We start from the raw sequence: 23,176 nt of genomic DNA, 5'->3' as shown, positions 1-23,176 counted from the left end.
TAATTCGAATCAACTGTTTCATGATAAAAATTCAAATTAAAAATAGTGGAAATACAACATGAGAAAAGGAATAATTTTAGCTGGGGGGACAGGAACACGCCTATACCCTTTAACAAAAGTAGTTAGTAAACAGCTAATGCCCGTATACGATAAACCAATGATCTATTATCCGTTAGCAACGTTAATGCAAGCAGGTATCAATGAAATTCTAATCATTTCAACACCTGAAGAAATAGATAGATTTAGTGATTTACTCGGCAACGGTGAGAATTTTGGCATAAAAATTAGCTATGAGGTACAAGCAAGCCCTGACGGACTTGCACAAGCATTTACAATTGCCGAAGACTTTTTAGCTGGTAGTTCAGCTGCTCTCGTACTTGGTGATAACATGTTTTATGGCCACGACCTAGTAAAATCACTTAAAAATGCAAACGCGCAAACATCAGGCGGTACAGTATTTGGTTACCATGTTTCAAATCCAAGATCATACGGCGTAGTAGAATTTGATAAAAATGGCGTTGCTATTTCTATAGAAGAAAAGCCTGAAGTACCTAAATCAAACTATGCCGTTCCAGGTATCTACTTTTTTGATAAACGTGTTGTAGAATTTGCAAAGAACGTAAAACCATCAGCACGTGGCGAATTAGAAATCACGGACGTCATCGACCAATATTTACAAGCAGGTGAGTTGCGTGTAGAAATTATGGGCCGAGGCACCGCTTGGTTAGACACAGGAACACACGACGACTTATTAGCTGCTGCTCAGTTTATTGCCACCATAGATAAACGCCAAGGATTAAAAGTAAATTGCCCTGAAGAAGTCGCCTACCGAAATGGCTGGATTTCAGATCAAAAACTAAAAGAAATTGCGGGCCCATTGCGTAAAAGTGGCTACGGTGAATACTTATTAAAACTAATTAGCGAGACTGTTTTTTAATGAAGGTTATAGCAACTCAAATACCCGATGTAAAAATTCTAGAACCAAAGGTATTTGGTGATGAACGTGGTTTCTTTATGGAAACCTTTCGAGATGACACATTTAAAACCTTATGCTGTGATCGTACATTCGTGCAAGACAATCACAGTAAGTCTTCCCAAGGTATTCTTAGAGGTTTGCATTATCAACTAAAACAAACTCAAGGTAAATTAGTGAGAGTGTGTGCTGGCGAAGTATACGATGTAGCAGTAGATATGCGAAAAACCTCACCAACTTTTGGGCAACATGTTGGCGTAGTATTATCAGCAGAAAACAAACGTCAATTATGGGTACCAGAAGGCTTTGCTCATGGGTTTTATGTGATAAGTGAGTCCGCCGAGTTTGTTTATAAGTGTACTGACTATTATGCGCCTGAACATGAAGTGTCAATATTATGGAATGATCCTAAATTAGCCATTCAATGGCCACTTGTTAACAACGCACAGCCCCAGTTGTCAGAAAAAGATAAAAGCGGTTTAGCTTTCTCAAATGCGCCAACATTTTAAAACATCATGACATTAACAAGGCTGTAAAATGAAAATTGTTGTTATCGGAAAAAGTGGCCAAGTGGCAAGTGAATTAAATAACCTGTCAAATAATAAAAGAGAGATTATTTGTTTAGGTCGAAATGAACTTAACATTGCAGATAAAAATGCTATAGAAAAAGTACTCACACATTTAAAACCTGATGCGGTTATAAATGCAGCAGCTTATACGGCAGTAGACCTTGCAGAGAAAGAACCCGAACAAGCAAATCAAATTAATGGTTATTCAGTAGGGAATTTAGCACAAGCTTGCCATTCACTTTCTTTACATTTAGTTCACCTTTCTACCGACTTTGTTTTTGACGGGAATAGCTCAACGCCTTATTTAACCACCGACCAGCATGCACCCATTAATACTTACGGTGCAAGTAAAGCGATAGGTGAAAAACTACTACTAGAATTAGCACCTGAGACCAGCTGTATTATACGAACAGCTTGGGTCTATTCAACATACGGTAATAACTTTGTAAAAACCATGTTGAACTTAATGGAAAGCAAACCTGAGCTGGGAATTATTAGCGATCAAATTGGCACACCAACTTATGCTAAAACCTTAGCTAAAGCGGCTTTGCATGCAGCTAAAAACCAATTGATGGGTATTTACCATTGGACTGACCAAGGCGTAGCAAGTTGGTATGACTTTGCTGTTGCCATTCAAGAGTTGGCATTTGATAAAGATTTAATTAGCAAAAACATAGCGATAAAAGCAATTACTACCGCTGATTACCCTACTCCCGCCAAAAGGCCAAGCTTTAGTGTGTTAGATAAATCACAAAATTCAAATACATTTCCGTCGGAGTTAATTGTACACTGGCGACAACAGCTTAATAGTATGTTAAATGACTTAAAAAATAGAGAAAATTAACCAATGAAAAAATTACTTGTAACAGGTGGTGCGGGCTTTATAGGTGCCAACTTCGTACATTATTGGATGAAACAATACCCATTAGACAAAGTGGTGGTGATCGATGCATTAACATACGCTGGTAATATTGCTAACTTAACACCCGTAAAAGACGAAGAAAACTTCACTTTTATTCACGGTAATATTTGTGATGACGCATTAATAGCATCTATTTTACAAGAACATGATATTGATACATTAATACATTTTGCAGCTGAGTCACACGTAGACCGTTCAATTACAGGGCCTGACGCCTTTATCGAAACCAATATACTAGGAACGTATGCATTATTAAAAGCGGCTAAAAAAGTATGGCTAGATACGCCAATTGCTGAAGGTAAAGCCCCTAAAGAAAACCATCGTTTTCATCACGTTTCAACAGATGAAGTGTATGGCACACTATCAGCCACAGATCCTGCATTTACTGAAGATACGGCTTATGCACCAAATTCACCATACTCGGCAAGTAAAGCAGCGAGTGATCATTTAGTTCGCGCGTATCATCATACTTACGGTTTAAACGTAACAACAAGTAACTGTTCAAATAACTATGGTCCTTACCATTTTCCTGAAAAACTAATTCCACTGGTTATTACTAATATTCTGCACAATAAAGCTTTACCTATTTATGGGGATGGCCAACAAATTAGAGATTGGTTATATGTAGAAGACCATGCCTATGGCATTGATTTAGTTATACAAAATGGTCGACTTGGTGAAAATTATAATATTGGTGGTAATAACGAATGGGCCAATATTGATATTGTAAAAGAAATATCAAAGTTAGTTGAAAAAGCCTTTGCTAATGATAGTTCATTGAAGCAGCGTTTCCCTAATGCCACTGCCGCCATTAACGCTAATACCGAGTCACTTATTACTTATGTGAAAGACAGACCCGGTCACGATCGTCGCTATGCAATAGATGCCACCAAAACTAATAATGAATTAGGTTACCAACCCAAAGAGTCATTTCAATCTGGCATAGAAAAAACAGTTCAATGGTACTTAAATAATGAACAGTGGTGGCAAAGTGTAATGGATGGCAGTTATCAAGACTGGATAGAAACACAATATAGTGAATAAACTAGCAAAAATTAGTTTTGCAATATTAATCAGTTAACTTGTAATTACAACTAAGGAAGTATTATAAATATAATTGCTCAGTCTATATATTGGCTATCATTAACTGTAAGTATATTTGTTATCTATTTACTATTATTTCCTGATAGTGAATTAATGCTTGTCGTGCAGTATCTGATTTTTTTTGTTCCGCGATACTTTTATTTTTGCTTAACTATTTTTCTCTGCCTATTATGGAAAGAGCTCACTGTTGCAAAAAAGTATACTTTACCCCTTATTTTGGCGTTAAGTTTCTATTTGTTAGATTTTCAAATCAACATTAACCCATTGAATACTAACAAAAATTCTAAACCATCCTTCACCCTAATTACTGCCAATATTGGTGAAGGAATAGAACTTAAAAAGCTGAAAGCAGCAATCAGATTTTATAACCCTGATGTATTTCTGTTTCAAGAGTCTGGACGTTTACTAGGCACAAAAGTATTCAAAAGCTATCCATTTCAAGACTGTAAAAATAATTTATGCTTCATTAGTAAATACCCTTTTAAAAAAATAAACTCGTTAAATAATGCCATGTACAAAGGTTATGGTGATTGGGCTGCTTTCTACGAACTAAAAATTAATAATGAAAAAGTAAATATTGTAAATGTGCACTTCCCGTCAGTAAGAAGTATATTCCCTCGATTTAGCAACATAGCTAAAGTCCATTCAAATAGAGAGCTTGCAGCATTGATTATAAGTAGCTGGGGCGCATCAAAAAATAAAGTAATTATTTCTGGCGATTTCAATATGAGTACCTCTGAGGGTATTTATCGACGAACATTCAATCAATTCAATAATGCTCTTTCAATCCAGGGAAACGGCTTTAATAATACACTTAACTATAATTATAAAGGTCTAAAATTACCTGGCGTTAGAATAGATCATATACTATTTTCAGATGAATTTAATATCGAGAAGGCAACTGTATTAGAAACCTTAGGAGGAGATCATTACCCCGTACTATCACAGTTTTCTTTAAAAGAGGCTGATCTTAATGAATAACTTTATCACAATAAAATTTTTTATTATTTGTCTTTGTATTGTATCTAGCACAGTATTATCACAAGAAAACAGTATAAAATTTGCAGCGCCTGCTGATAAAAAAATCTTTGTTCTTCCTGTACCTAATAATAAAATACCACTACAATCTGAAATAATAATTACAGTTAATGGAATAAAGTTAAACAATAAAGCTACGGCTTTAACCCAATGGACTAACGATAATCAAGCAACATTTATTCGCCTACTACAAATCAATGTAAATAAACAAAATGATCAAAACCCAAAAGAAAACATTACGTATAAATTGCAATGGCTTCCCGCTAAAAAAGAAATAAATACCCAAATAATCAAGAATAAAAGTTTACCGCATTTAGTTTACCCTTCAGCACAATGGCTAGCCGAAAGTATTTTACTTCATCCTAAAATAACTCAATTGGATACTTCATGGTATACAAGCCCGAAAACCCTTTATGCCAACTTTGTCACTAACGATCTGTTATTAAAACAAAATAAATACCCGCCGACACGAGCATCACAATGGTTATTCGATAGACCAAGATCTATCTTTCAATTATTTATTTTAACTGGTGACACTAAATGGCTTAAAGAAGGCAGCAAGTTAGTGCACTTTTATTTAGAGAATTTAGACGAGACAGGAAAATTCAAATTAAAAGAAAACTTCGATTTAAAATATTTAATGCCTAATGGATTACTCTACTTCTACTTGCTTACTGGAGATAATAGAATTAAGCCTGTACTAAAAGCTTTTTTTGAACAATCTTTAAATTGGCAAGCCACATACAAAAGCAATTATCAATTTTGGACAGAACGTCATCAAGCGGCCGCTTTGAATATTGCAATAGCCTATTGGGAAATATCAGGTAGCCCGCAAGCTAAAAATAGAATAGATGAAATTATTGATGCTACTGTTCAAATGACTTTCAGCCCTAGAAATGAATGGAAAATTATAGGGTGTCCACAACATACCTATAAATCACATGAAGGCAAAGCAGGTAATTCACCTGTTTGCTCTCCTTGGATGATGGCTTTACTAGGTGATGGTTTATGGCGCTATTACCGCCTCACTCATGATAAAAGATCAGCTGCATTACTTAATGCCTTTGGTGATTTTATGCCAAATTATGGGATTCATTTTGCTGATAAAAAGCTCAAGAATAAAGTACTCCCATTATATCTTGCTTCAATGGACAATAAATTATTAGAAATAAAAAACCAATGGATAGATGACCAGCATGTTTGTGACATTGCAGGACTAATTGGAAAATCTTTATATATAAAGAAAAAAGTCAACGAAGATGTTTTTTTATTAAACGAACTCTTCAATGTATTTATTCAACAGTGTAAAGATATTAACAAAAAATATAAACACGCTAAAAAAGGTTATTTGCCCATAATACCACCAAGACGCTTTGGCTGGACATACTCAACAACGAGTGACCTACCATGGCTAGTATATTGGTTAGATAAGAAAATATAAACGTAAGGATATAACATGAGATATATACTAATTAAAAAAAGCATCTATTATTTAGACTCAATACTGTTTAACGTTATCAATTAACATTTAAATAGTATAAAATTTTGCGGTCAACATCCTTGTCCAATTTAAGTTAAGGTTTTTTCTTTAATGGCTTATCAATTCCCCACAAAAAAAGAAAAAGACTCCTCAGCAGCATTCTTCTTTCTATTTTTATATACGGCGGCTTCCCTTATACGTCCTCACGAAATGTGGCAAGAAACTGTTGATTGGGTCATCATTAAGATTTTTGCAATTATTGCTTTCTGCTTGGTATTGGTGGCACAAAGACCACTTAAATTATTACCCCAGCACTGGATGCTTTTAGCATTAATACCGCTCATTATTATGTCAGGTTTCTTAAATGGGTCAGGCATGTTTGGGATAGAAGAATCTGAAAAATTATTTACAAGCGCCATTATTCCCTTATTTTTAATGAGTACATGCATTACCACCATCAAACGTCAGCATGTACTTATGGGAGTTTGTTTAATTGCTGCATTATTAATGGTACATAATGGTCATATACAACAAACCGCATATCAAGGCTTTGGTTGGGCGCTAAATACACACTCAGTTGGTTATATTGATCTAGGCGAAAGAAGAATTACCTATTTAGGCTTTTTTAATGACCCTAATGACTTAGGAATGTTCTTAGTGATGAATATTCCTTTTGCAATCTACTTTTATAAAAAGTCTAAAGCGTTTATGAAATTAACGATGCTGTGTACTTTAGGCGCGCTAATTTACGGTATTTATTTAACGGGCTCTCGGGGCAGTATGTTAGGCGCAGGTGGTTTATTAGGTGTGTATCTATTAGTTGTAAATGCTGGCCCTAAACTATTTATTTCTGGTGTATTATTAGCCCCTATTGCTGCAACAGTTGTTGCTTCATTGCAACGCGGAATTGACGCCTCGGCAAACGGGCGACTAGAAGCATGGTATGCTGGTATACAAATGCTTTTAGCTAACCCCATATTTGGTGTGGGTAAAGGACAATTTAGAGAAGAACATGGTCTAGTTGCCCATAACTCTTATATTCATGTAGCGGGAGAGTTAGGAGTGCCAGGGTATTCACTATGGGGGGGGGCTCTAATTTTAACAGTGCTAACCGGTTATTTATTTATTAAAAACAATAAAGCACAAAGGCATACTAAAAATAACAATATAGGAGAGCTGTCTATTGAAAACGAGCGATTACTCAACAAAACCTTATTTTTTTCTATGATTGGCTTTATGATCACCGGATTTTTTATTAGTCGTATGTTTACATTATTACTATTTATATTTATGGGCATGGCTATAGCCTCACATATTAGAATGATAAAAATAAAACCTGAAAATGAACAATATTTTAATAAATCGTTAGCCATAAAAAGCATGGGCTACTGCTGGATAATTATCATCGCAGTGTATATTTCACTTAAACTGGGCTTATAATACTCATATTCAAAAATAGTACATTTAATTTTTAAAATTAGAATTATTGAAAGGAAAAAGAAATGATTTTAGGATATACCACAGGCGTATTTGACTTATTTCATGTAGGTCATGTTAACTTATTACGAAATGCGAAAGGAATGTGCGACAAATTAGTAGTTGGTGTTACAACTGATGAGCTTGTTAGCTATAAAAATAAAAAATCAGTTATTTCTTTTGAAGAGCGAATGGAAGTGGTCCGTTCATGTAAATATGTAGATGCAGTTATCCCACAAGAAGATATGGATAAGTTTACCCAATGGGAAAAAGTTAAATTTAACGTTATGTTTGTGGGTGATGACTGGTTCAAAAGCGAAAAATGGGAAGCTATTGATAAACAATTTAAAGATGTAGGTGTTCGTGTTGTTTATTTCCCATACACCAAAGGAACTTCATCCACACTAATCAATAACGTGCTATTAGATCTTCGTAAAGAGAAGTAATACGCAAAACTATTAAATAAAATTTCAAGGAACAATATGTGCGGAATATTAGCAACGTTTGGCGATATAAATCACAATACTAGCGACAATGAATTTCAAAAAGCATTAGCATTACAAGGTCATCGAGGACCTAACGACAATGGCTTTGAAACATTTCATGGCAGCAGGCTTGGTCATGCACGATTAAGTATTATGGATTTGACCGATTCAGGTCATCAACCCATGTTTTCCGACTGTCATAAAGTGGCATTGATATTTAATGGTGAAATTTATAATTTTAAAGAATTAAAAGCTACATTGTCGCTTGAAGGTGTCTCATTTAGTTCACAATCAGATACTGAAGTACTACTAAAAGCCTATCTACATTACGGAATAGATTGTCTTGAGAGTTTTATTGGCATGTTCGCTTTTATTATTGTTGATAAGCGTCCAGGAAAGGACTGCACTTACGTTGTGCGTGACCGTTTAGGTATCAAGCCTTTATTTTATTACCAAAGTGAAAAAGGCTATATTTTTTCATCTGAAGTTAAATCAATTTTAGCTTTAGCAAAAAGAAAATTTCCTCTTAACAAAAAAACTGTCTCGTCTTATTTTTCATATCGATATTCGATTTTAGACGAAACGTTTTTCGAAGGTATACAAAACTTAACTCCAGGCAGTTATTTGCATATAACAAAAGAAGGAACAAAACAGCATAAATATTGGCAGTTATCTGACTATGTTGACCAAAGTGAAGATAAAGGCGAAGAATACTATTTAAATGGCGTGGAGGAGTTATTACACTCGTCAATTAAATACCGTATGATTTCTGATGTCCCTTTTGGCGCATACCTATCAGGTGGTGTAGATTCCAGTTTAGTCACTGCAATTATGTCAAAATATACGCAAGCACCCATTAAAACATACACTATAGGCTTCTCTGAAGAAGGCTATAACGAATTTGAATACGCTGACTGTGTTGCCAAACTATATCAAACAGATCATAAAGCCATAAATATAGATGCAACTGAATATTTTAGTACCTTAAATAGACTTATTACTTATAAAGATGCGCCATTATCAGTACCAAATGAGGTTCCTTTATATTTGATGAGTAAAGAGCTTAAAAAAGATATAACTGTTGTACTTTCGGGTGAGGGTGCAGATGAAATATTTGGTGGTTACGGTCGAATCTTTCGCTCAAGTGATGACTTTATCAACCAAAACTCCTTAAAAGAACAACCAGCAACCTCTGCTCTTTTTGAGAAAAAATATGGTCAACAGGTATTTTCAACAGCTCTAGAGCACTTCCTTTTTAATTACAGTTACACTAAACCCGAACTAAAACATAATCTTTTAGCAAAAAATGTTGATTGGCAAGTTATAGAAAATGAATTAAACCAGAGGTTTGAACAAAGCTTTAATGAAGTACCTGAATCTGATTATCAAACAAAAATGATGTACACATTTGAAACAGTGCATTTACAAGGATTATTATCCAGGGTAGATACTACTACAATGGCAACCTCTGTAGAAGCCCGTGTACCCTTTGTAGATCATCGCCTAGTTGAATTTGCTTTTAGCATACCAAACAAATACAAATTGAAATGGAATTCTACAAAAGACCAAACACTTGCTAAAAACAAAATGGCTGATCAAAATTCAGAAGCACACGACACTCCAAAATACATCCTGAAAAAGGTGGGAGAAAAGTACCTTCCTGATGAAGTCCTTTACCGAAAAAAAATGGGGTTTCCTGTACCGTTAGACAAATGGTTAGGGGGGAGTTTTGCTGAACAAGCAAAACAAATACTTTCCGATAATAGTAATAATGCCAACCAAGTTATTGATACAGACTTTGTACTTTCATTATTAAATGATAAAGACTTAGCAAAAAATCATAGTTTAGCAATGAAAGTTTGGATGGTAATAAACTTGTTTACGTTTTGTGATACTTATAAATGCTATTTAGAGCAATATTAACCTTAATGCTCAATATTATTCTCTTAAGTAAAAACTATTCACTTGTGTTCACAATAATAAAGCATTTAAACTATAATCGCATGAGCTTTTCATATAAGTTACCCGAAAAGCTCTTTGCGTTTCCCCCTATAGGCTCGTGAAATAACCTTTGTAGAGCCTTATATGATTCTTGGTATTCTTCTGGAAACTGATTTTGACTAACAGTAATAATATTTTCAACTAACTCCATCCAAGTATATGCGTATGGCTTAAGAGTAACCTTTTCATAATGGTAATATAAATCTCGCTCTTCTTGCTTATATTTTTCTAGATCAAATGGTGCAAAGAGTATCGGTCGCCCCGACAATAAAAAATCAAAATATCCACCAGAATAATCTGTTATCATACAATCATAATCAGCAATGGAATCGAAAATATCAGCAGATGAATCAAGAGTTATATTATTTGATTTTTTAATTTTTTCGATTAAATATACTGGCGGTTTATTAACAGGATGCATCCGTAATACAAGCTCAACATTATTAGCTTTTAGTTTTGCATCAATCAAAGGAACATCAAATCCATATTGAGCGAATAAATCACATTCTGCTCCTATCCCTCCTCGGAAAGTTGGCATATAAATGCATTTATAAGTAGCGCTTTTAGATTTAATTAATGGCTTCAAAAACACGTCATTTCTTGGAAAACCAGTGATTATAGTTCTGCTTTTAGGAATTCTAAAAGCTTTTGATAATGTCATCTGAGTTTCTGCACTAGTTGCTAACAAATAATCATTACGATGTTTTTCATAAGGGGATAAAACATCAAATAACTTACCAATAATGTTTTTCTGTATGGATTTAGTGTCAAAAGTATCATACATAATTTTTTTTAAAGGTAATCCATGCCACAAGTTAACGACCTTAGTATTTTTACCTATACATGGTGCATAAACATCATCATGCAATGACTGACAAACAAACACATAGCCAGCTCTAAGTTGGTACCAGATACCTAATATACTTTTTTCTTCATATGCATTGAACCCCAAGGAACGGACATGCTCAACAACACGACTATCTTTACTTATCCATATTGCATGAATATGCGTTTGTTGTTGATTAATATATTCAAAAAAAGCTTTCGGGTTATCGCTATATTTTTGACCAAACCACGCACCAAAAACCCATAAATTCTTATTTTTTGGTATTAGCTGAGAAAACCAAAACAATATTAAATTGATTAATAGAAAAACTAATTTCTTAAGCTTTTTCATGATTTTACTCTTTTATTTTTAAGTTTTAGTGCTTTCTTTTCAATGAGTTGCCATGAAAAGTAAGCAAAAACAAATGTACTCCCTAATGACGTTAGAAAAAATTCAAATAAACTCATTTTGGGATACAATACTAATAAAGCTTGCTGCACAGGGAATGCATAAATATATATCCCATAAGAATAATCCCCATATTTATTGAACTTTCGAATAAATCCTTTGGGTATATAAGCAAGGAAGAAGACTAGATAAGCTAGAGTACAATTATATACTACGAAAAATAAATGGCTGTCTAAGGCTGATACTATTAGTGATGCTGATAGTATTAAAAATAATTTTTTTGAAAGTATAATCTTTTCACGATAGCGATAAAATGCAACACCAATAAAGAACATCGATAACAAACGAGCATATTCAGCACTAAAATAAGAAATTGGTAATATTGGATGAAAATAATTTAAAAAATAAACCCCCAAACCAACTATAGGAATTAGTAAATAAACCTTTTTGAAGCTCAAAGTTTTCCATTTTTGTTCACAAAATCCAAGCAAAATACCAACTAAAACTAGCAAAGCATATGCCCTAACTTCAAACGGTAATGTCCATAAAGAACCATTTACAGTATTAGCCCAAGGTAAGCCTTCAAAAACTCCAGGTAACGTTGCTTCCTCACCTAGGAATAAAAACATATTTTTGAATAGAAATTTGTAAGTTTGAAAATCAGTTAAGTAAGCAGTTGTTGTTAGCTTGGTAAACACCAGACCTAAGAAAAATACGGTAATTATCAAAGAAACAATTAGACCTGGATATATCCTTAATATTCTTGCTTTAATAAAGTTTATTAAATTTTTTTGATAAAAAAAACTATTAGCGATTAGGAAACCACTCGATATAAAAAACAGGTCAACAGCTACTGAGCCTATCGAAATACCTACCAACCGCTTCAATGGTTCATAATCACTACTCCCATAAAACAATGGGTAACAATGACTCACTAAAACTAATACTGCAGCTATAATTCGAATAAGATTAAAATTATTATCTCTACCGTTAAGATATGTAGATAAAGCATTGTTCATTAAATATAGCCTTTATTTCAAACTAAGAATTTTGTCTTCAAAAAATACGCTAGTGTAATACTATTGAGCTTCTTTGTCATTTTGTCTTCATAAACTTACGGTACCTTTTGTTAGAATAAATAATCAAAAGGAATAACAGATGCATGACATTATTTTATATGGTGCTTTTGATCGCCATAATTATGGAGATTTATTGTTCCCATTAATAATGAAAAGAGTTATTGAACAGGAGTTACCTCAAAAAAAAGTATTAGTTACAGGGCTGATTAATAGTGACCTTTCTAAATATGGTGCTCTTCCTACAGTTTCTATACGTAAAGCTTTGAAATACAGTAAGGATAATGCAACAATTATACTTGCAGGTGGTGATGTCATTGCCTGTAACTGGCAATCTGCTTATGGTTACCTTTTACCTCACTATTTAACCCCAGTTTATAAACGATTTTCTTATCATTTTCCTAAACTGACCAAAGAATTAGTTTCCCGAATGTTCGGTTTAACTTCAGAGTTGCCCTTTAATCTTAATCGAAATGATTTGGGTGCACTACGAACTATTATATATAATTCAGTAGGAGCAACTGAAGTTGCTAATCTTAAAAACACGGACAAAATATTGTCCTTAGGAAATGTGATAACAGATACTAGCTATATTTCCGTCAGAGATACATTTTCACAAACTCAATTAAGGAGATTAGGGAACCATAGTACAAAAGTAGTGCCTGATTCAGCAACAATTATGTCCTCTGTTATAACTGTTGCTGAGTTAGAAGAAAAGTCTTCAAATAAAACTAAGAGAATGCTCGAAAAATATATAGAAGGCTATATTGTATTTCAAATATCACAATCTCATATAAAAGGAAATGAACAGGCCTTTGCTCGCGAGTTATCCAAGATCAGTCAAGTTCTTAAATTACCAATTGTATTTATAGCGATAGGCAATGCGGCTGGTCATAATGATTCAAAAGGCATTAATAAAGTGATCTCTTTTATGGATAAAGGCACAGGTTATGATACCTATTTAAGTGGTAATATTTTTGATTTAATGAATATTATTCGTAATTCTTCCTGTTATTGTGGTACGAGTTTACATGGCTTGATTACCGCCATGTCTTTTGAAGTGCCAAGGGTTGCGCTATTACCCAAATTAAGAAAGCAAATTAACTATATGGATACTTGGGATCTATCACACATGCCTAGAGGTGTTAAACCTGAAAATTTATCAAAATCGATTGGTATAGCTATGGCTACACCTAATAAGGATTTAAAGCAATTAGCCCATCAATTAACAAATAACTATATGGTTAGTTTTAGAAGTATAAGTTCAACTTTTTAAACATATTTCATTTTGCTATTAAAACCAAAAAGTCCTTTGTCGCTCATTAAAGCCCTGAGCGACTTTTTAGTTTATAACCTTCAATTGCTTGGATAATATCAATATATGCCTGAGATAATAAACACCAGAATATCTGACATTCAGGTTGCTGTAATTTTACACAGGCACTATAAACTTCATCACAGAGTGATCTGATTTTCTTACCTTCTATATCCATATCATAGGCGATAATTCCGGTATTCATCACGCGATTATTAGAGCAGTAACCCTCTGATAATTTGGCATTGATAAAATCAATAGTGATATCCATATGTTTAGCATACCTGTCCTGCCCTTTCGCTTCTTCTACCTCGTGCCAGATAGTGGGCTTAAACTTAGCTTCATACCTTATAAGAATGCCTTTTTGATTCATGTGAATGATGTTAGCAATATCATCAGAGATTCGACGGCTGTCCATGTATATGATGTGATTTAGATTTTTATAGATAGCAGCATCCATCTGCAAAAATTTAACTTTTTTAGCTAATAAAGAAGATGCGATGCTTTCTCCATTGTCAACTTTGGTTTCAACAAAACAAAATTGCCATCCTTTGGCAATTATTTCGGCCTTTAAACTTTTATTATTTGAATAAAAATAACAACTTTCTACACTATTGGGAGCCTGAGGAATGATAGATATAAAGCCCAATTTATTTAAAATTCTATATGGTATATGATTTTTTATTGTGGCATACAACCATTTTTTACAGGTAGAAAATGAATATATTTTTAGAGGCTTATTAAATTTATAACCAAACCAGCAAGATAATATAGCGATGTTTTTTATTTGCTTTTCCTTAATCATTGTATCCCTTAGGTAAATTCTAACGCAACAAAACACCAACTAATTAAAAGCTCTATCTACCATTAAATTTACAATTTATTTAACAGCTTATTACTAATAGAGATAAAATAATGGCCTGATACTTTTCTTAAATTTGAATCTAAAACTAATAACCAACTAAGTATTAAAAATACAACAAAACTTACCGCACCATATAAAACCAATTCAAACCAAGTAACCGTTGTCATAGAAAAGGCAATATACAAGCCAACACCAAAAACCAAGACGTTTGCTAAGAATAGCTTACGAATAATTAACCAAAGCTTTAATTTATTATAGTAACTATAAAGCCACAGGCTTAACACGATATTAGCAATAAAAGACCCTATTGAAGTACCTACAGCAACTCCTATAAGCCCGTATTTCAACCCTAATATTATAGACAATGAAATATTGGTTATTGCCCCAAAAAGGCTAACTAATGAAATATATTTATGCTGCGCTTGCGCTAGTAGTACTTGATTAACTGATGTATAAATGGCCTGACAAAAGAAAGTAAAAATTAAAAAATAAAGAATATTTGCTGCGGGTGCAAACTCGTCACCAACCCAAAGTATGATAAAGGCTTTCCCTAAAATAATAAGTGGTGCTGAAAAAACACACGCAAAAAATAAGTTTATCATTATAGCGTTATGAAATAAGTCATCTAGGCTTTCATTTTTGGACATTTTTCTCATGAAAACCGGCGATAAAAAACCATTAACAGTAAACACAAATGACTTAATATGCTCTGCTAAGCGATTTGCCACGCCATAAACGGCCACAGATGAAAGGCCTATAAGTTTAGTGACAATAAACGGGTCAGCTTTTGAATTTAGCGTATTAGCAATACCGTTAGCAACCACATGCTTAGAAAAAGCAAAAAGTGACTTTATTTCGTCTTTAGAAACATATTTAAAGTTAAAGCTTAGTTTTGGATAAAGTTTTTTTATGTAATAAATTTTAAGGCCGTTGGTTAATACATCTGAAAAAAGTGTGGCAATAATTGCCCCCCAAATATTCAGCGTTGGTATTAACAAAAATATCAATACGGATTTTATTATTACATTTAAGATTACCAAATTAGAGTCAATATCTAGCCGTAAAAATGCAGTAATAAAGCCATGGAATGGATTCATCAAAAAATCCATTAGAATTTTTGCTGATAAAACAAATAATGCCAACTTCAACGCATCGGCATCTACTGTTTCGCCAAAAAATGTCGATGAAAATATTCCAACCCCAGCTAATAAAGCGGTTGCAGCCAAACCTAGACAACCAAATAGTGCAACGCTTGTAGAAAACACTGTATTAACAGCTTCAGGATTATCTTTTTCTAAAGCTAATATTGTATGACGCTGAACTGCTGACGGAAATCCCAGCTCAATAATATTAAACCAACCGATTATCGAAAGAATTAATAACCAAAAGCCATAGCCCTCAGCTCCAATAACATTGATAAAATAAGGGGTGAGTAATAATGATGATACAACTAAGATAATTCGTTCGATAAATCGAAACACAGAACTTTTCAAAAATAGTTTTTTCGTACTCATTCTTCATAACCGGTGAAAAACATTTATAATACACTCTTTCTTAATAAAAATAGCTAACGGTAACGCATGTTCAAATATTATAAACTTCGCTTTGCTTTTTGAATAGATCGCCAAATAAAGTGAGGAACTATTTTAAATAACCACCCTTTTACCGATAGTTTTTTATTATTTTTTAATTTTGAAGCTTTTATAAAGGTTTCACCTGCCAAATGAAATAACCCATTGTAAATATAAGTATTTGCGTATCTAACATGCAAGTTTTGCTTAATTTCATTCCAATCAACTACTTTGTTATGTTTTGTAGCCATTGGCTCTATTTTCTCTAAACACACTAACTCGGCTTTATGCATTTTTTCTTCATTTGACGAATAATTATCGCCATGAAATACATGGGTGGCTAAATGTTCTGGCACATAGTCAAATTCACATACTAATGACAGTTTTAACCATGCTAACCAGTCATCTACTCCCATTAGCTCCCGATCACTATCGAATGCTTCTATTTCCTGTAACAAACCTTTACGCGCAATAGCTGTGCAACAGGTAAACATGTTTACTTGTATAAGTTGGTCAAAAACATCCCCCCTATATTTAGTATCAAAACTAGGTTTATCTTGTTTATTCAGTTCAACATAGTCAGCTATTGCCCCACTGTAAACTAAGCCTACACTGTTGTTCTGAAACAATGGCATTTGCTTTGTTAACTTCTCTGGTAACCATAAATCATCTTGATCACAAAAAGCGATGAAATCTCCTTTTGCTCTATCAATTCCGTAATTCCTTGCAGCTGCCACACCACCATTTTCTTTATTATAAAGTTTTATTTTGTTGGTTTTTTCACTCAGAGACTCTATAAGTTCGGCCGAATCATCTGTGCTACCATCATTAACTAATATTATCTCAAACGCTTGATAATCTTGAGCTAAAATAGAATCTATTGTGTTTTTTAAATATTCCGATCCGTTGTAAACTGGTATGACAACAGAAACCAAGTCATTCATTTATTTTCCTTAATTAATCTTTCGCGCTATACTATCTACACTTTTCTACAGATACGTTTTCTGATAATTCTCAGCACAAATAGCCATAGAGAAACTTTCTTTGAAAATATCAATACACTGCATGCTGTATTCTTGATATATTATTTTATTGTCTATTAAAGATTTTATTTGTTCGGCTAGTTCTTTAATATCACCATAGGAATAAAGTAACCCATTAACTTGATGATGTATCAATTCAGGGTTACCACCAACATTCGAGGCAATTGTCGGAGTTCCACTTGCTAATGCCTCTAATATGGCCAACGAAAGCCCTTCAGTTTCAGAAGTAACCACTAGTAAGTCACTCTCACCATATATTTCATCTCGGTTAGTAACAAAACCTTTAAAGTTCACTTCTACATTGGGAATTAATTCATTAGCCAGTTTTTGGTTATGTGCTAATAAATCTCCTGTTCCAAAGAATGACAAGCTTAATTTTTCTTGAAGTTTCAAAGGTATTTTTGCGATAGCCTCTATTAAAATGTGTTGAGCTTTTAAGCGAACAAAACGGCCAACATGGGCAATACGGAGCTTATCACTATTTGTTTTATTTTGAGTCATTGGCAAAACACCGTTCAAAACAGTACAGGATTTTTTTTCAAGTGATGGATAAAAAGCTAAATAGTTCTTTCTGGCTTTTTCTGCAACAAATACCATTTTATGTAAACGAAACCTAGCTAATTGATAAATTAAACGCCATTTAAATGAATTATGTACACGCTCATTGTGTCGCGTATAAACAACTTTCACTGGTAACATTAGGGATGCTAATAAAACCCTAAGTAAGCTATAACTACTATGCACATGAACCACATCGAATAATGACAGATATGATCTTAATATTTTTATTTTAGTACCATGAAATAAACCTAATCCAAAGCGCTTAATTTCACTTTCAAGAGGCTCGCCTTTACTGCCCATAGACAAGATAGTTGCATGTTGCCCCTGCTTATTTTGTTCTGCAGCCAGATCAATAACAAACCGCTCAGCTCCGCCTACGTTTAAACTACTTACTACATGTAATATTTTCATTCTAAGGGTCATTTATTGTAATCGTTATTTGAACTTTTCTGATTATTCGTACCATAATCACTCGATTAAAATTATCTAATAAATTAAACCTTAACTTTTAATTTATTAAAAATTTTATTTTTTATTTTGCTTAAAAACTGCATATATTTATATTTTTTCCTGTAAAAGGTCGCATTAACAACATTAATATCGCTAGTAGTATAACGTGACTTATAAGAATGATTGTTACCTTTCATTAAGTCATAAAAAGCTAGATTATGTTCTCTAGCAATATCAAGTGCAACCAGATGCATAGCTACTCCAGCAGATGGTAATTTACTATCATGATTGATTGCACTTTGATAATAATAGAGTGTGTCACCATCAATTACTCCGTAAAAAAGCGCCGATATTTCAGTTTCAGTCTCTATTTTAAAAGCCACCAATTTGTTATTTACCAATATCGCAGCACTATAATTTCGATGAAAAGCTACAAAATCAGAATTTTCAAATGCACCTAATTTTCCTCGCTTTCGCCAAGTGTTGTTATGTTCTTTAATCAATAGGGGGTAAAATGAATCCAGTAATGCGGTTTCATTAATAGTAACAATACGCCAATGGTTATCGGTAAGAACTTTTTTTGCATGCCTCTTAATATTTTTACTTTTAAAAGATAAAAGTTGCTCGGTTTGCTCTTGCTTTACGGGGATAACATAACGCATACCTAAGTTATTTATCACCCTTATCCAACCACTTATATTTAATTTTGTTAGCCACTTGTAGGCTGTGGAGGTAGTCAGCACATTATTAAAAGTAATGGCTGATATATTATTATCCTCCATTACTATTTCAGTAAATTGGGCCAAAATTTTTTCTGCAAATTCACTTTTTAATAAAAAGTCTTGAAATTCACTACATACCTCTGACTTAACCGGCTCTCCAGTACCAATAAAACGTAATTCATTTCCAGCGAATGTTGATTTAAGGTAACAAGGGATAATTCCGATAATTTCTTGGTTATAACGCCAAATATGTATGTAGAGCGGGTCTTTAGAACAAGAAAAAATATCAATCCAAGTATTCAACCAATCCCAACTATTGCAAAATATATTATCATTTTGATCTTGTCTGAAGCTCTCCCATTTAGATGAAAGCGCCTTAAATTCTTGATATGAAGTAATTACAGATAACGTTATCGACATAATGAACGAATATTTTCCTAAAAACTTATCTGGTTAAACTTGACGTTATGTAAAGCAACACTCATATTTCAAATAATTGAGATCGTTAGTTGATACACAAAAGCGATTTATATCAAGTGCATTACCAATACTACGATGATAACCAGGCTCATTATTAAAGCCAATTTTATAGCCTGCTTCAGCAGTGTATTCAAATGTATTGTGGTCATAGCAATAATAGCGACCAACAGGGTACGCTATTGAATTAATGGTGCAGTTCAACCTTTTTTCTAGTATTGCTTTTGATTCAACAATCTCTTTTCTGTGTTGCTCGTCTTCAAGCTGTGTAAGTATAGGATGAGTGAGTGTATGAGAGCCTATCTCCATCCCTTGCTTTAGTAGTTCTTCAGCATGTTCCCACCCCATGAACAACTCATGATTTTCGGCTAAAAGCTTTGTTCTAGCTTCAGGGAACTTTGATCTAATATCTTGTAGTGCAGTTAATACAGATAAATTCTTTGTTTGTTTTATTTCAGACATTATTCGTTGAATAATTTTGTCTATATTATCTTTTTCAAGAGTATATTCTAAAGTGCCGTTCGGTAGCTGGTATTTCATACCATGTGCCTTTCTCAATAAATAGGCAATTTCATCCCACCAAGTTATTTGGCGAGATTCGAGCAACTCTGTTGTTAAATAAAAAACTGCAGGTATTTTATGTTTTTTAAGAACCGGTAAAGCTTCAGTAAAATTATCTAGATAGCCATCGTCAAACGTAATTACTGCAAAACGATCATTCACAATTTCACCATGCGCTATTAGTTTTGAAAGCTCTACTGTATTAATAATTTTGAAGTGTTTTTTTAGCTCTATCACTTGTTGTTCAAAGGCATTCTGCGTACATGAAAAAATAGCCCGATCAAAAGGGTTTTTTTCTTTATCACCTATCCGATGATAATTAAAGGCATAAACACCGTTTGGTAGCTTTTGCCAAAAATAGTTAATTCCTCCCGTTAATGACAGAAATTTACTAAGGCCTTGGCGAAGTTGAAAAAACACTTCTTATCTCACTACAAAGGTTTAAACGATGGTTTAGGCAAAACGAAGTCTCTATATAAATTCGGATTCCCACTTTCACCTGCTTCAGCTGCTTTTACAATGTTATACATTTCTCTTGCTGAAACATAATGAAGTATATAATTTTCACCATCATTGTATTTTGTTTCTAGATAGTTATGCATTTCGTGACGAGGCTTACCTAATAATGTTTCCATACTGTCTTCTTGTGTACCGTGAGTATGCACTTTAATAAATAGCCACTCAGGTCGGCCTTTTACATGAATGTGCGAGTCAACCCACTGATCAACCCTTGACTTTAATGGTGGCATTGTATTTCGCACATCCGAGTTCTCTATTCTAGGTAAACCTTTTGGCGTACGCCATTTTAAAGCAACTCCTAGCGGGCCTTGTATTAACATTAAATCGCCTGACGCTGCCTTACCCACTTCAACATCGACACCAGTGTTATGTGCTTTACAGCCTCCGGGAATTCCTGTCGCATAATAGATTGAATTCACTTTTTTTGTTTGTGCGGGGCTAGGTGCTGACGGCAATGTCATATCAACATAACATCCTGTTTGTTTTAGTAACGCAATTTCATTGTTTATGCCACACATATAGCCATTGGGTAATGAATTATCTAACGACCAGTTACCATGAATAAAAGCATACATAATTTGCCCTGTTTCTGGATTTACAGGCAAAGCTCCATGGTCATTATGCAACGTATTCGCAAAATTAGTCATCACTTTCGTAAAGTTTTCAGGGGTGTCATTATCATGATGAAGATGAATTTCAATTTCACCAAATCCTCGATAACACATATCAGACAGTTTGGCTAAATGCTCATATCTATATTCTTCTTCAGGATAGAAGAAACAATGCTTGGGCATGTGGCCATCTGCATCTTTATGCTGCTCAGCCATAGCAGGGTAGTCTTTGAACCATCGGTCTACTCGCTCTCGTTCTAAGTCTATATTATCTCTATTTTTCCACTGTGGTTCAAAATGATCTGCAAAACAAAACATAATATGAACAGGCTCTTTTATTTTAGGCCGACTTATGACATTTTTTAGGTATGAGAAAAACCAAATATCCATATTTTTCTTTTTTAGCACAAACCAAAAAGTAAGCGCGGAAAAAATCAACAATAATAGAATGAAATTCATTATTTTGTGTCTCCTGAGCGGGCCGTTCGTTGCCAACCACCACTTTTATGCCCTTTTAAAAACTTAAAGAAGCCTTGTCCTAGTGCAATATTCATTGATAAAAAGAAGCTAATAATTGCAACAATGCCATTTACTTTTTCTCCCGAATCAATTTTACGCTGGCCATAAAAGCCAATACCATAAAACAATATTTGCCCAATAAATAATAATAAATAGGGAGCTGAATTAATTAAAAATAAATTAGATAACAAAATAATTAACATTAAATGAGGTGCAAACCAGCGCAAAACTTTATGTGACCAATAACAGATACTGAACCAACCTTTAAAAGGAGATAATGCCCATAAATTCACCATAAACGCTTTATAATTGCCAATACCTATTCTCACTCGACGGCCAAATTCTTCTTTTAGTGAAGGGGCGATTTCTTCTGTTGCTACGGCTAACTCATTGTAAAGCACTTGATAACCTTGCTTTTTAATGTTCATAACAATACAAAAGTCATCTACTACAGTGTCTTTTGATAGCGGAATGTATAATTCACGTTTTATTGCGTATATAGCACCATTTGCACCTAATAGCCCACCTAGTGCTGATTCATATTTTTTCAAAAATTGTTCATACTGCCAATATAAACCATCTTGATTTTGATTACCGTCATCTGTTTCTAAAATTAATTCTCCAGAGACCGCACCTACATTATTGTCAAAACTACGTATTAAAATATCAACGGCATCTTCTTTAAATTCAGTATTGGCATCAGTTAGTACTAAGTATTCTGCATTTGATTGTGAAATAAGATCATTTAATACAGATATTTTTCCTCTATTTTCTGGAAAGTTTATCGCTTTAACTCTAGGGTCTGTAAAACTAGTAATTATTTCACCCGTGTTATCTTTACTGCCATCAGAGGCAACCAGTATATTTAATTCCCCTTGGTACTTTTGCGCTAATGCATTTTCGATTCGTGCTTTAATACACGATTCTTCATTATATGCGGCGATAATAATATCTACGCTTGGGTATTCATTTAATGTTTGTAGTTTAATTACTTTGGGAGATACAAATATTTTCAAAAATAAGGGGTAAATAAAGTAGGAATACACTAATAGAGTTAATGATATCCAAAAAATAATTAGCATTCTTTTACACCTTCGCCTTTCACACTTGTATCTTCAACATTTTTGCTGATAATTTTGGCAGGTATACCAACAACAGTAACATTATCAGGGATATCTTTTACGACAACAGCATTAGCGCCTATTTTTACATTACTACCCACTTTTATACCACCAATAATTTTTGCCCCTGCACCAATAAATATATTATCACCTAACACGGGCGCTTGACCTTTTTCATCACCTATAACCACACCACTTTCAACAATAATATTTTGTCCGCCGCGCACTTTTGAATTAATAACGACACCAACTGGATGCATAATAACAAAACCCAAATCAAATTTTGCTGCGGCACCAATTACACAACCATTAATTACCCGGTTTAGCCATAAGGTAATAATCGCAAAAGGTGATAACTTATAAGTAATTAACCAATGGGTTAATCGATAAAATACATTTGCAGAAGTACCATCACTTAAAAGTACCCTTAGCATAGATACGTTATAGCCTTCATTAATTAGTACTTGCTGCTTTTGCTTCAAG

General features: G+C 33.7%; 21 protein-coding genes. 10 read left to right on the top strand and 11 right to left on the bottom strand.

The genetic code is table 11. From position 1 onward, the window contains the following. The first annotated feature begins 58 nt into the window (after positions 1–58). The 9 genes from rfbA (at position 59) to asnB (ending at position 9,970) form a co-directional block, all read left to right on the top strand. On the top strand, positions 59–937 hold the full coding sequence (gene rfbA / locus IE155_RS09510) for a glucose-1-phosphate thymidylyltransferase RfbA (protein ID WP_189378011.1): 879 nt from the start codon (positions 59–61) through the stop codon (positions 935–937). Next, on the top strand, positions 937–1,482 hold the full coding sequence (rfbC, locus tag IE155_RS09505; protein ID WP_189378010.1) for a dTDP-4-dehydrorhamnose 3,5-epimerase: 546 nt from the start codon (positions 937–939) through the stop codon (positions 1,480–1,482). The genes rfbA and rfbC overlap by 1 nt, the downstream gene beginning before the upstream one ends. A gap of 28 nt (positions 1,483–1,510) precedes the next feature. Beyond that, on the top strand, positions 1,511–2,386 hold the full coding sequence (gene rfbD, locus IE155_RS09500; protein WP_189378009.1) for a dTDP-4-dehydrorhamnose reductase: 876 nt from the start codon (positions 1,511–1,513) through the stop codon (positions 2,384–2,386). A 3-nt stretch (positions 2,387–2,389) separates the two neighbouring features. Then, on the top strand, positions 2,390–3,508 hold the full coding sequence (rfbB, locus tag IE155_RS09495; protein WP_189378008.1) for a dTDP-glucose 4,6-dehydratase: 1,119 nt from the start codon (positions 2,390–2,392) through the stop codon (positions 3,506–3,508). Between the two features lie 294 nt (positions 3,509–3,802). Continuing rightward, positions 3,803–4,549 carry an endonuclease/exonuclease/phosphatase family protein gene (locus tag IE155_RS09490; protein ID WP_189378007.1) on the top strand — a complete coding sequence of 249 codons (747 nt, stop codon included), beginning with the start codon at positions 3,803–3,805 and terminating at the stop codon, positions 4,547–4,549. After that, the gene (locus IE155_RS09485) at positions 4,542–6,047 is read left to right on the top strand and encodes a hypothetical protein (RefSeq protein ID WP_189378006.1); all 1,506 of its coding nucleotides are present in this window, start codon (positions 4,542–4,544) and stop codon (positions 6,045–6,047) included. The genes IE155_RS09490 and IE155_RS09485 overlap by 8 nt, the downstream gene beginning before the upstream one ends. 150 nt (positions 6,048–6,197) lie before the next feature. Then, a complete protein-coding gene (locus IE155_RS09480) occupies positions 6,198–7,526 on the top strand; it encodes an O-antigen ligase family protein (protein WP_189378005.1) in 1,329 nt (442 codons plus the stop codon). Between the two features lie 62 nt (positions 7,527–7,588). After that, complete coding sequence (locus IE155_RS09475) at positions 7,589–8,008, top strand: FAD synthase family protein (RefSeq protein ID WP_189378004.1); 420 nt, start codon at positions 7,589–7,591, stop codon at positions 8,006–8,008. A 36-nt stretch (positions 8,009–8,044) separates the two neighbouring features. Beyond that, positions 8,045–9,970 (top strand): asparagine synthase (glutamine-hydrolyzing), encoded by a 1,926-nt coding sequence (gene asnB / locus IE155_RS09470; protein ID WP_189378003.1) that lies wholly within the window; start codon positions 8,045–8,047, stop codon positions 9,968–9,970. A 70-nt stretch (positions 9,971–10,040) separates the two neighbouring features. On the opposite strand, the gene IE155_RS09465 is transcribed toward asnB, so the two are convergent. Then, on the bottom strand, positions 10,041–11,225 hold the full coding sequence (locus IE155_RS09465) for a CDP-glycerol glycerophosphotransferase family protein (RefSeq protein ID WP_189378002.1): 1,185 nt from the start codon (positions 11,223–11,225) through the stop codon (positions 10,041–10,043). After that, on the bottom strand, positions 11,222–12,301 hold the full coding sequence (locus IE155_RS09460; RefSeq protein WP_189378001.1) for an acyltransferase family protein: 1,080 nt from the start codon (positions 12,299–12,301) through the stop codon (positions 11,222–11,224). The genes IE155_RS09465 and IE155_RS09460 overlap by 4 nt, the downstream gene beginning before the upstream one ends. 139 nt (positions 12,302–12,440) lie before the next feature. Between IE155_RS09460 and IE155_RS09455 the strand changes: the two genes are divergently transcribed. Continuing rightward, positions 12,441–13,634, top strand: coding sequence for a polysaccharide pyruvyl transferase family protein (locus tag IE155_RS09455; protein WP_189378000.1), 1,194 nt, complete (start codon positions 12,441–12,443; stop codon positions 13,632–13,634). Positions 13,635–13,680: 46 nt separating this feature from the next. On the opposite strand, the gene IE155_RS09450 is transcribed toward IE155_RS09455, so the two are convergent. From IE155_RS09450 to IE155_RS18095, 9 genes are all read right to left on the bottom strand, one after another. After that, complete coding sequence (locus IE155_RS09450) at positions 13,681–14,478, bottom strand: hypothetical protein (RefSeq protein ID WP_189377999.1); 798 nt, start codon at positions 14,476–14,478, stop codon at positions 13,681–13,683. 68 nt (positions 14,479–14,546) lie between these two features. Continuing rightward, positions 14,547–16,052 (bottom strand): oligosaccharide flippase family protein, encoded by a 1,506-nt coding sequence (locus IE155_RS09445; RefSeq protein WP_189377998.1) that lies wholly within the window; start codon positions 16,050–16,052, stop codon positions 14,547–14,549. A gap of 77 nt (positions 16,053–16,129) precedes the next feature. Further along, the gene (locus IE155_RS09440; protein ID WP_189377997.1) at positions 16,130–17,053 is read right to left on the bottom strand and encodes a glycosyltransferase family 2 protein; all 924 of its coding nucleotides are present in this window, start codon (positions 17,051–17,053) and stop codon (positions 16,130–16,132) included. Positions 17,054–17,098: 45 nt separating this feature from the next. Then, positions 17,099–18,124 (bottom strand): glycosyltransferase family 4 protein, encoded by a 1,026-nt coding sequence (locus IE155_RS09435; RefSeq protein ID WP_189377996.1) that lies wholly within the window; start codon positions 18,122–18,124, stop codon positions 17,099–17,101. Between the two features lie 83 nt (positions 18,125–18,207). Then, the gene (locus tag IE155_RS09430) at positions 18,208–19,305 is read right to left on the bottom strand and encodes a GNAT family N-acetyltransferase (protein ID WP_189377995.1); all 1,098 of its coding nucleotides are present in this window, start codon (positions 19,303–19,305) and stop codon (positions 18,208–18,210) included. A 45-nt stretch (positions 19,306–19,350) separates the two neighbouring features. Continuing rightward, positions 19,351–20,343: a polysaccharide deacetylase family protein gene (locus IE155_RS09425; protein ID WP_189377994.1), complete on the bottom strand. Its 993-nt coding sequence runs from the start codon at positions 20,341–20,343 to the stop codon at positions 19,351–19,353. Positions 20,344–20,354: 11 nt separating this feature from the next. Next, a complete protein-coding gene (locus IE155_RS09420; protein ID WP_189377993.1) occupies positions 20,355–21,512 on the bottom strand; it encodes a hypothetical protein in 1,158 nt (385 codons plus the stop codon). After that, positions 21,512–22,654: a glycosyltransferase family 2 protein gene (locus tag IE155_RS09415; protein ID WP_189377992.1), complete on the bottom strand. Its 1,143-nt coding sequence runs from the start codon at positions 22,652–22,654 to the stop codon at positions 21,512–21,514. The genes IE155_RS09420 and IE155_RS09415 overlap by 1 nt, the downstream gene beginning before the upstream one ends. Continuing rightward, positions 22,648–23,175 (bottom strand): serine O-acetyltransferase, encoded by a 528-nt coding sequence (locus IE155_RS18095; protein ID WP_308433825.1) that lies wholly within the window; start codon positions 23,173–23,175, stop codon positions 22,648–22,650. The genes IE155_RS09415 and IE155_RS18095 overlap by 7 nt, the downstream gene beginning before the upstream one ends. Position 23,176 lies beyond the last annotated feature (1 nt).

The organism is Thalassotalea profundi, assembly GCF_014653195.1.
Lineage (GTDB): Bacteria > Pseudomonadota > Gammaproteobacteria > Enterobacterales > Alteromonadaceae > Thalassotalea_B > Thalassotalea_B profundi.
The sequence above is the reverse complement of the archived record's forward strand: the minus strand, read 5'-3'. Positions and strand labels throughout refer to the sequence as shown.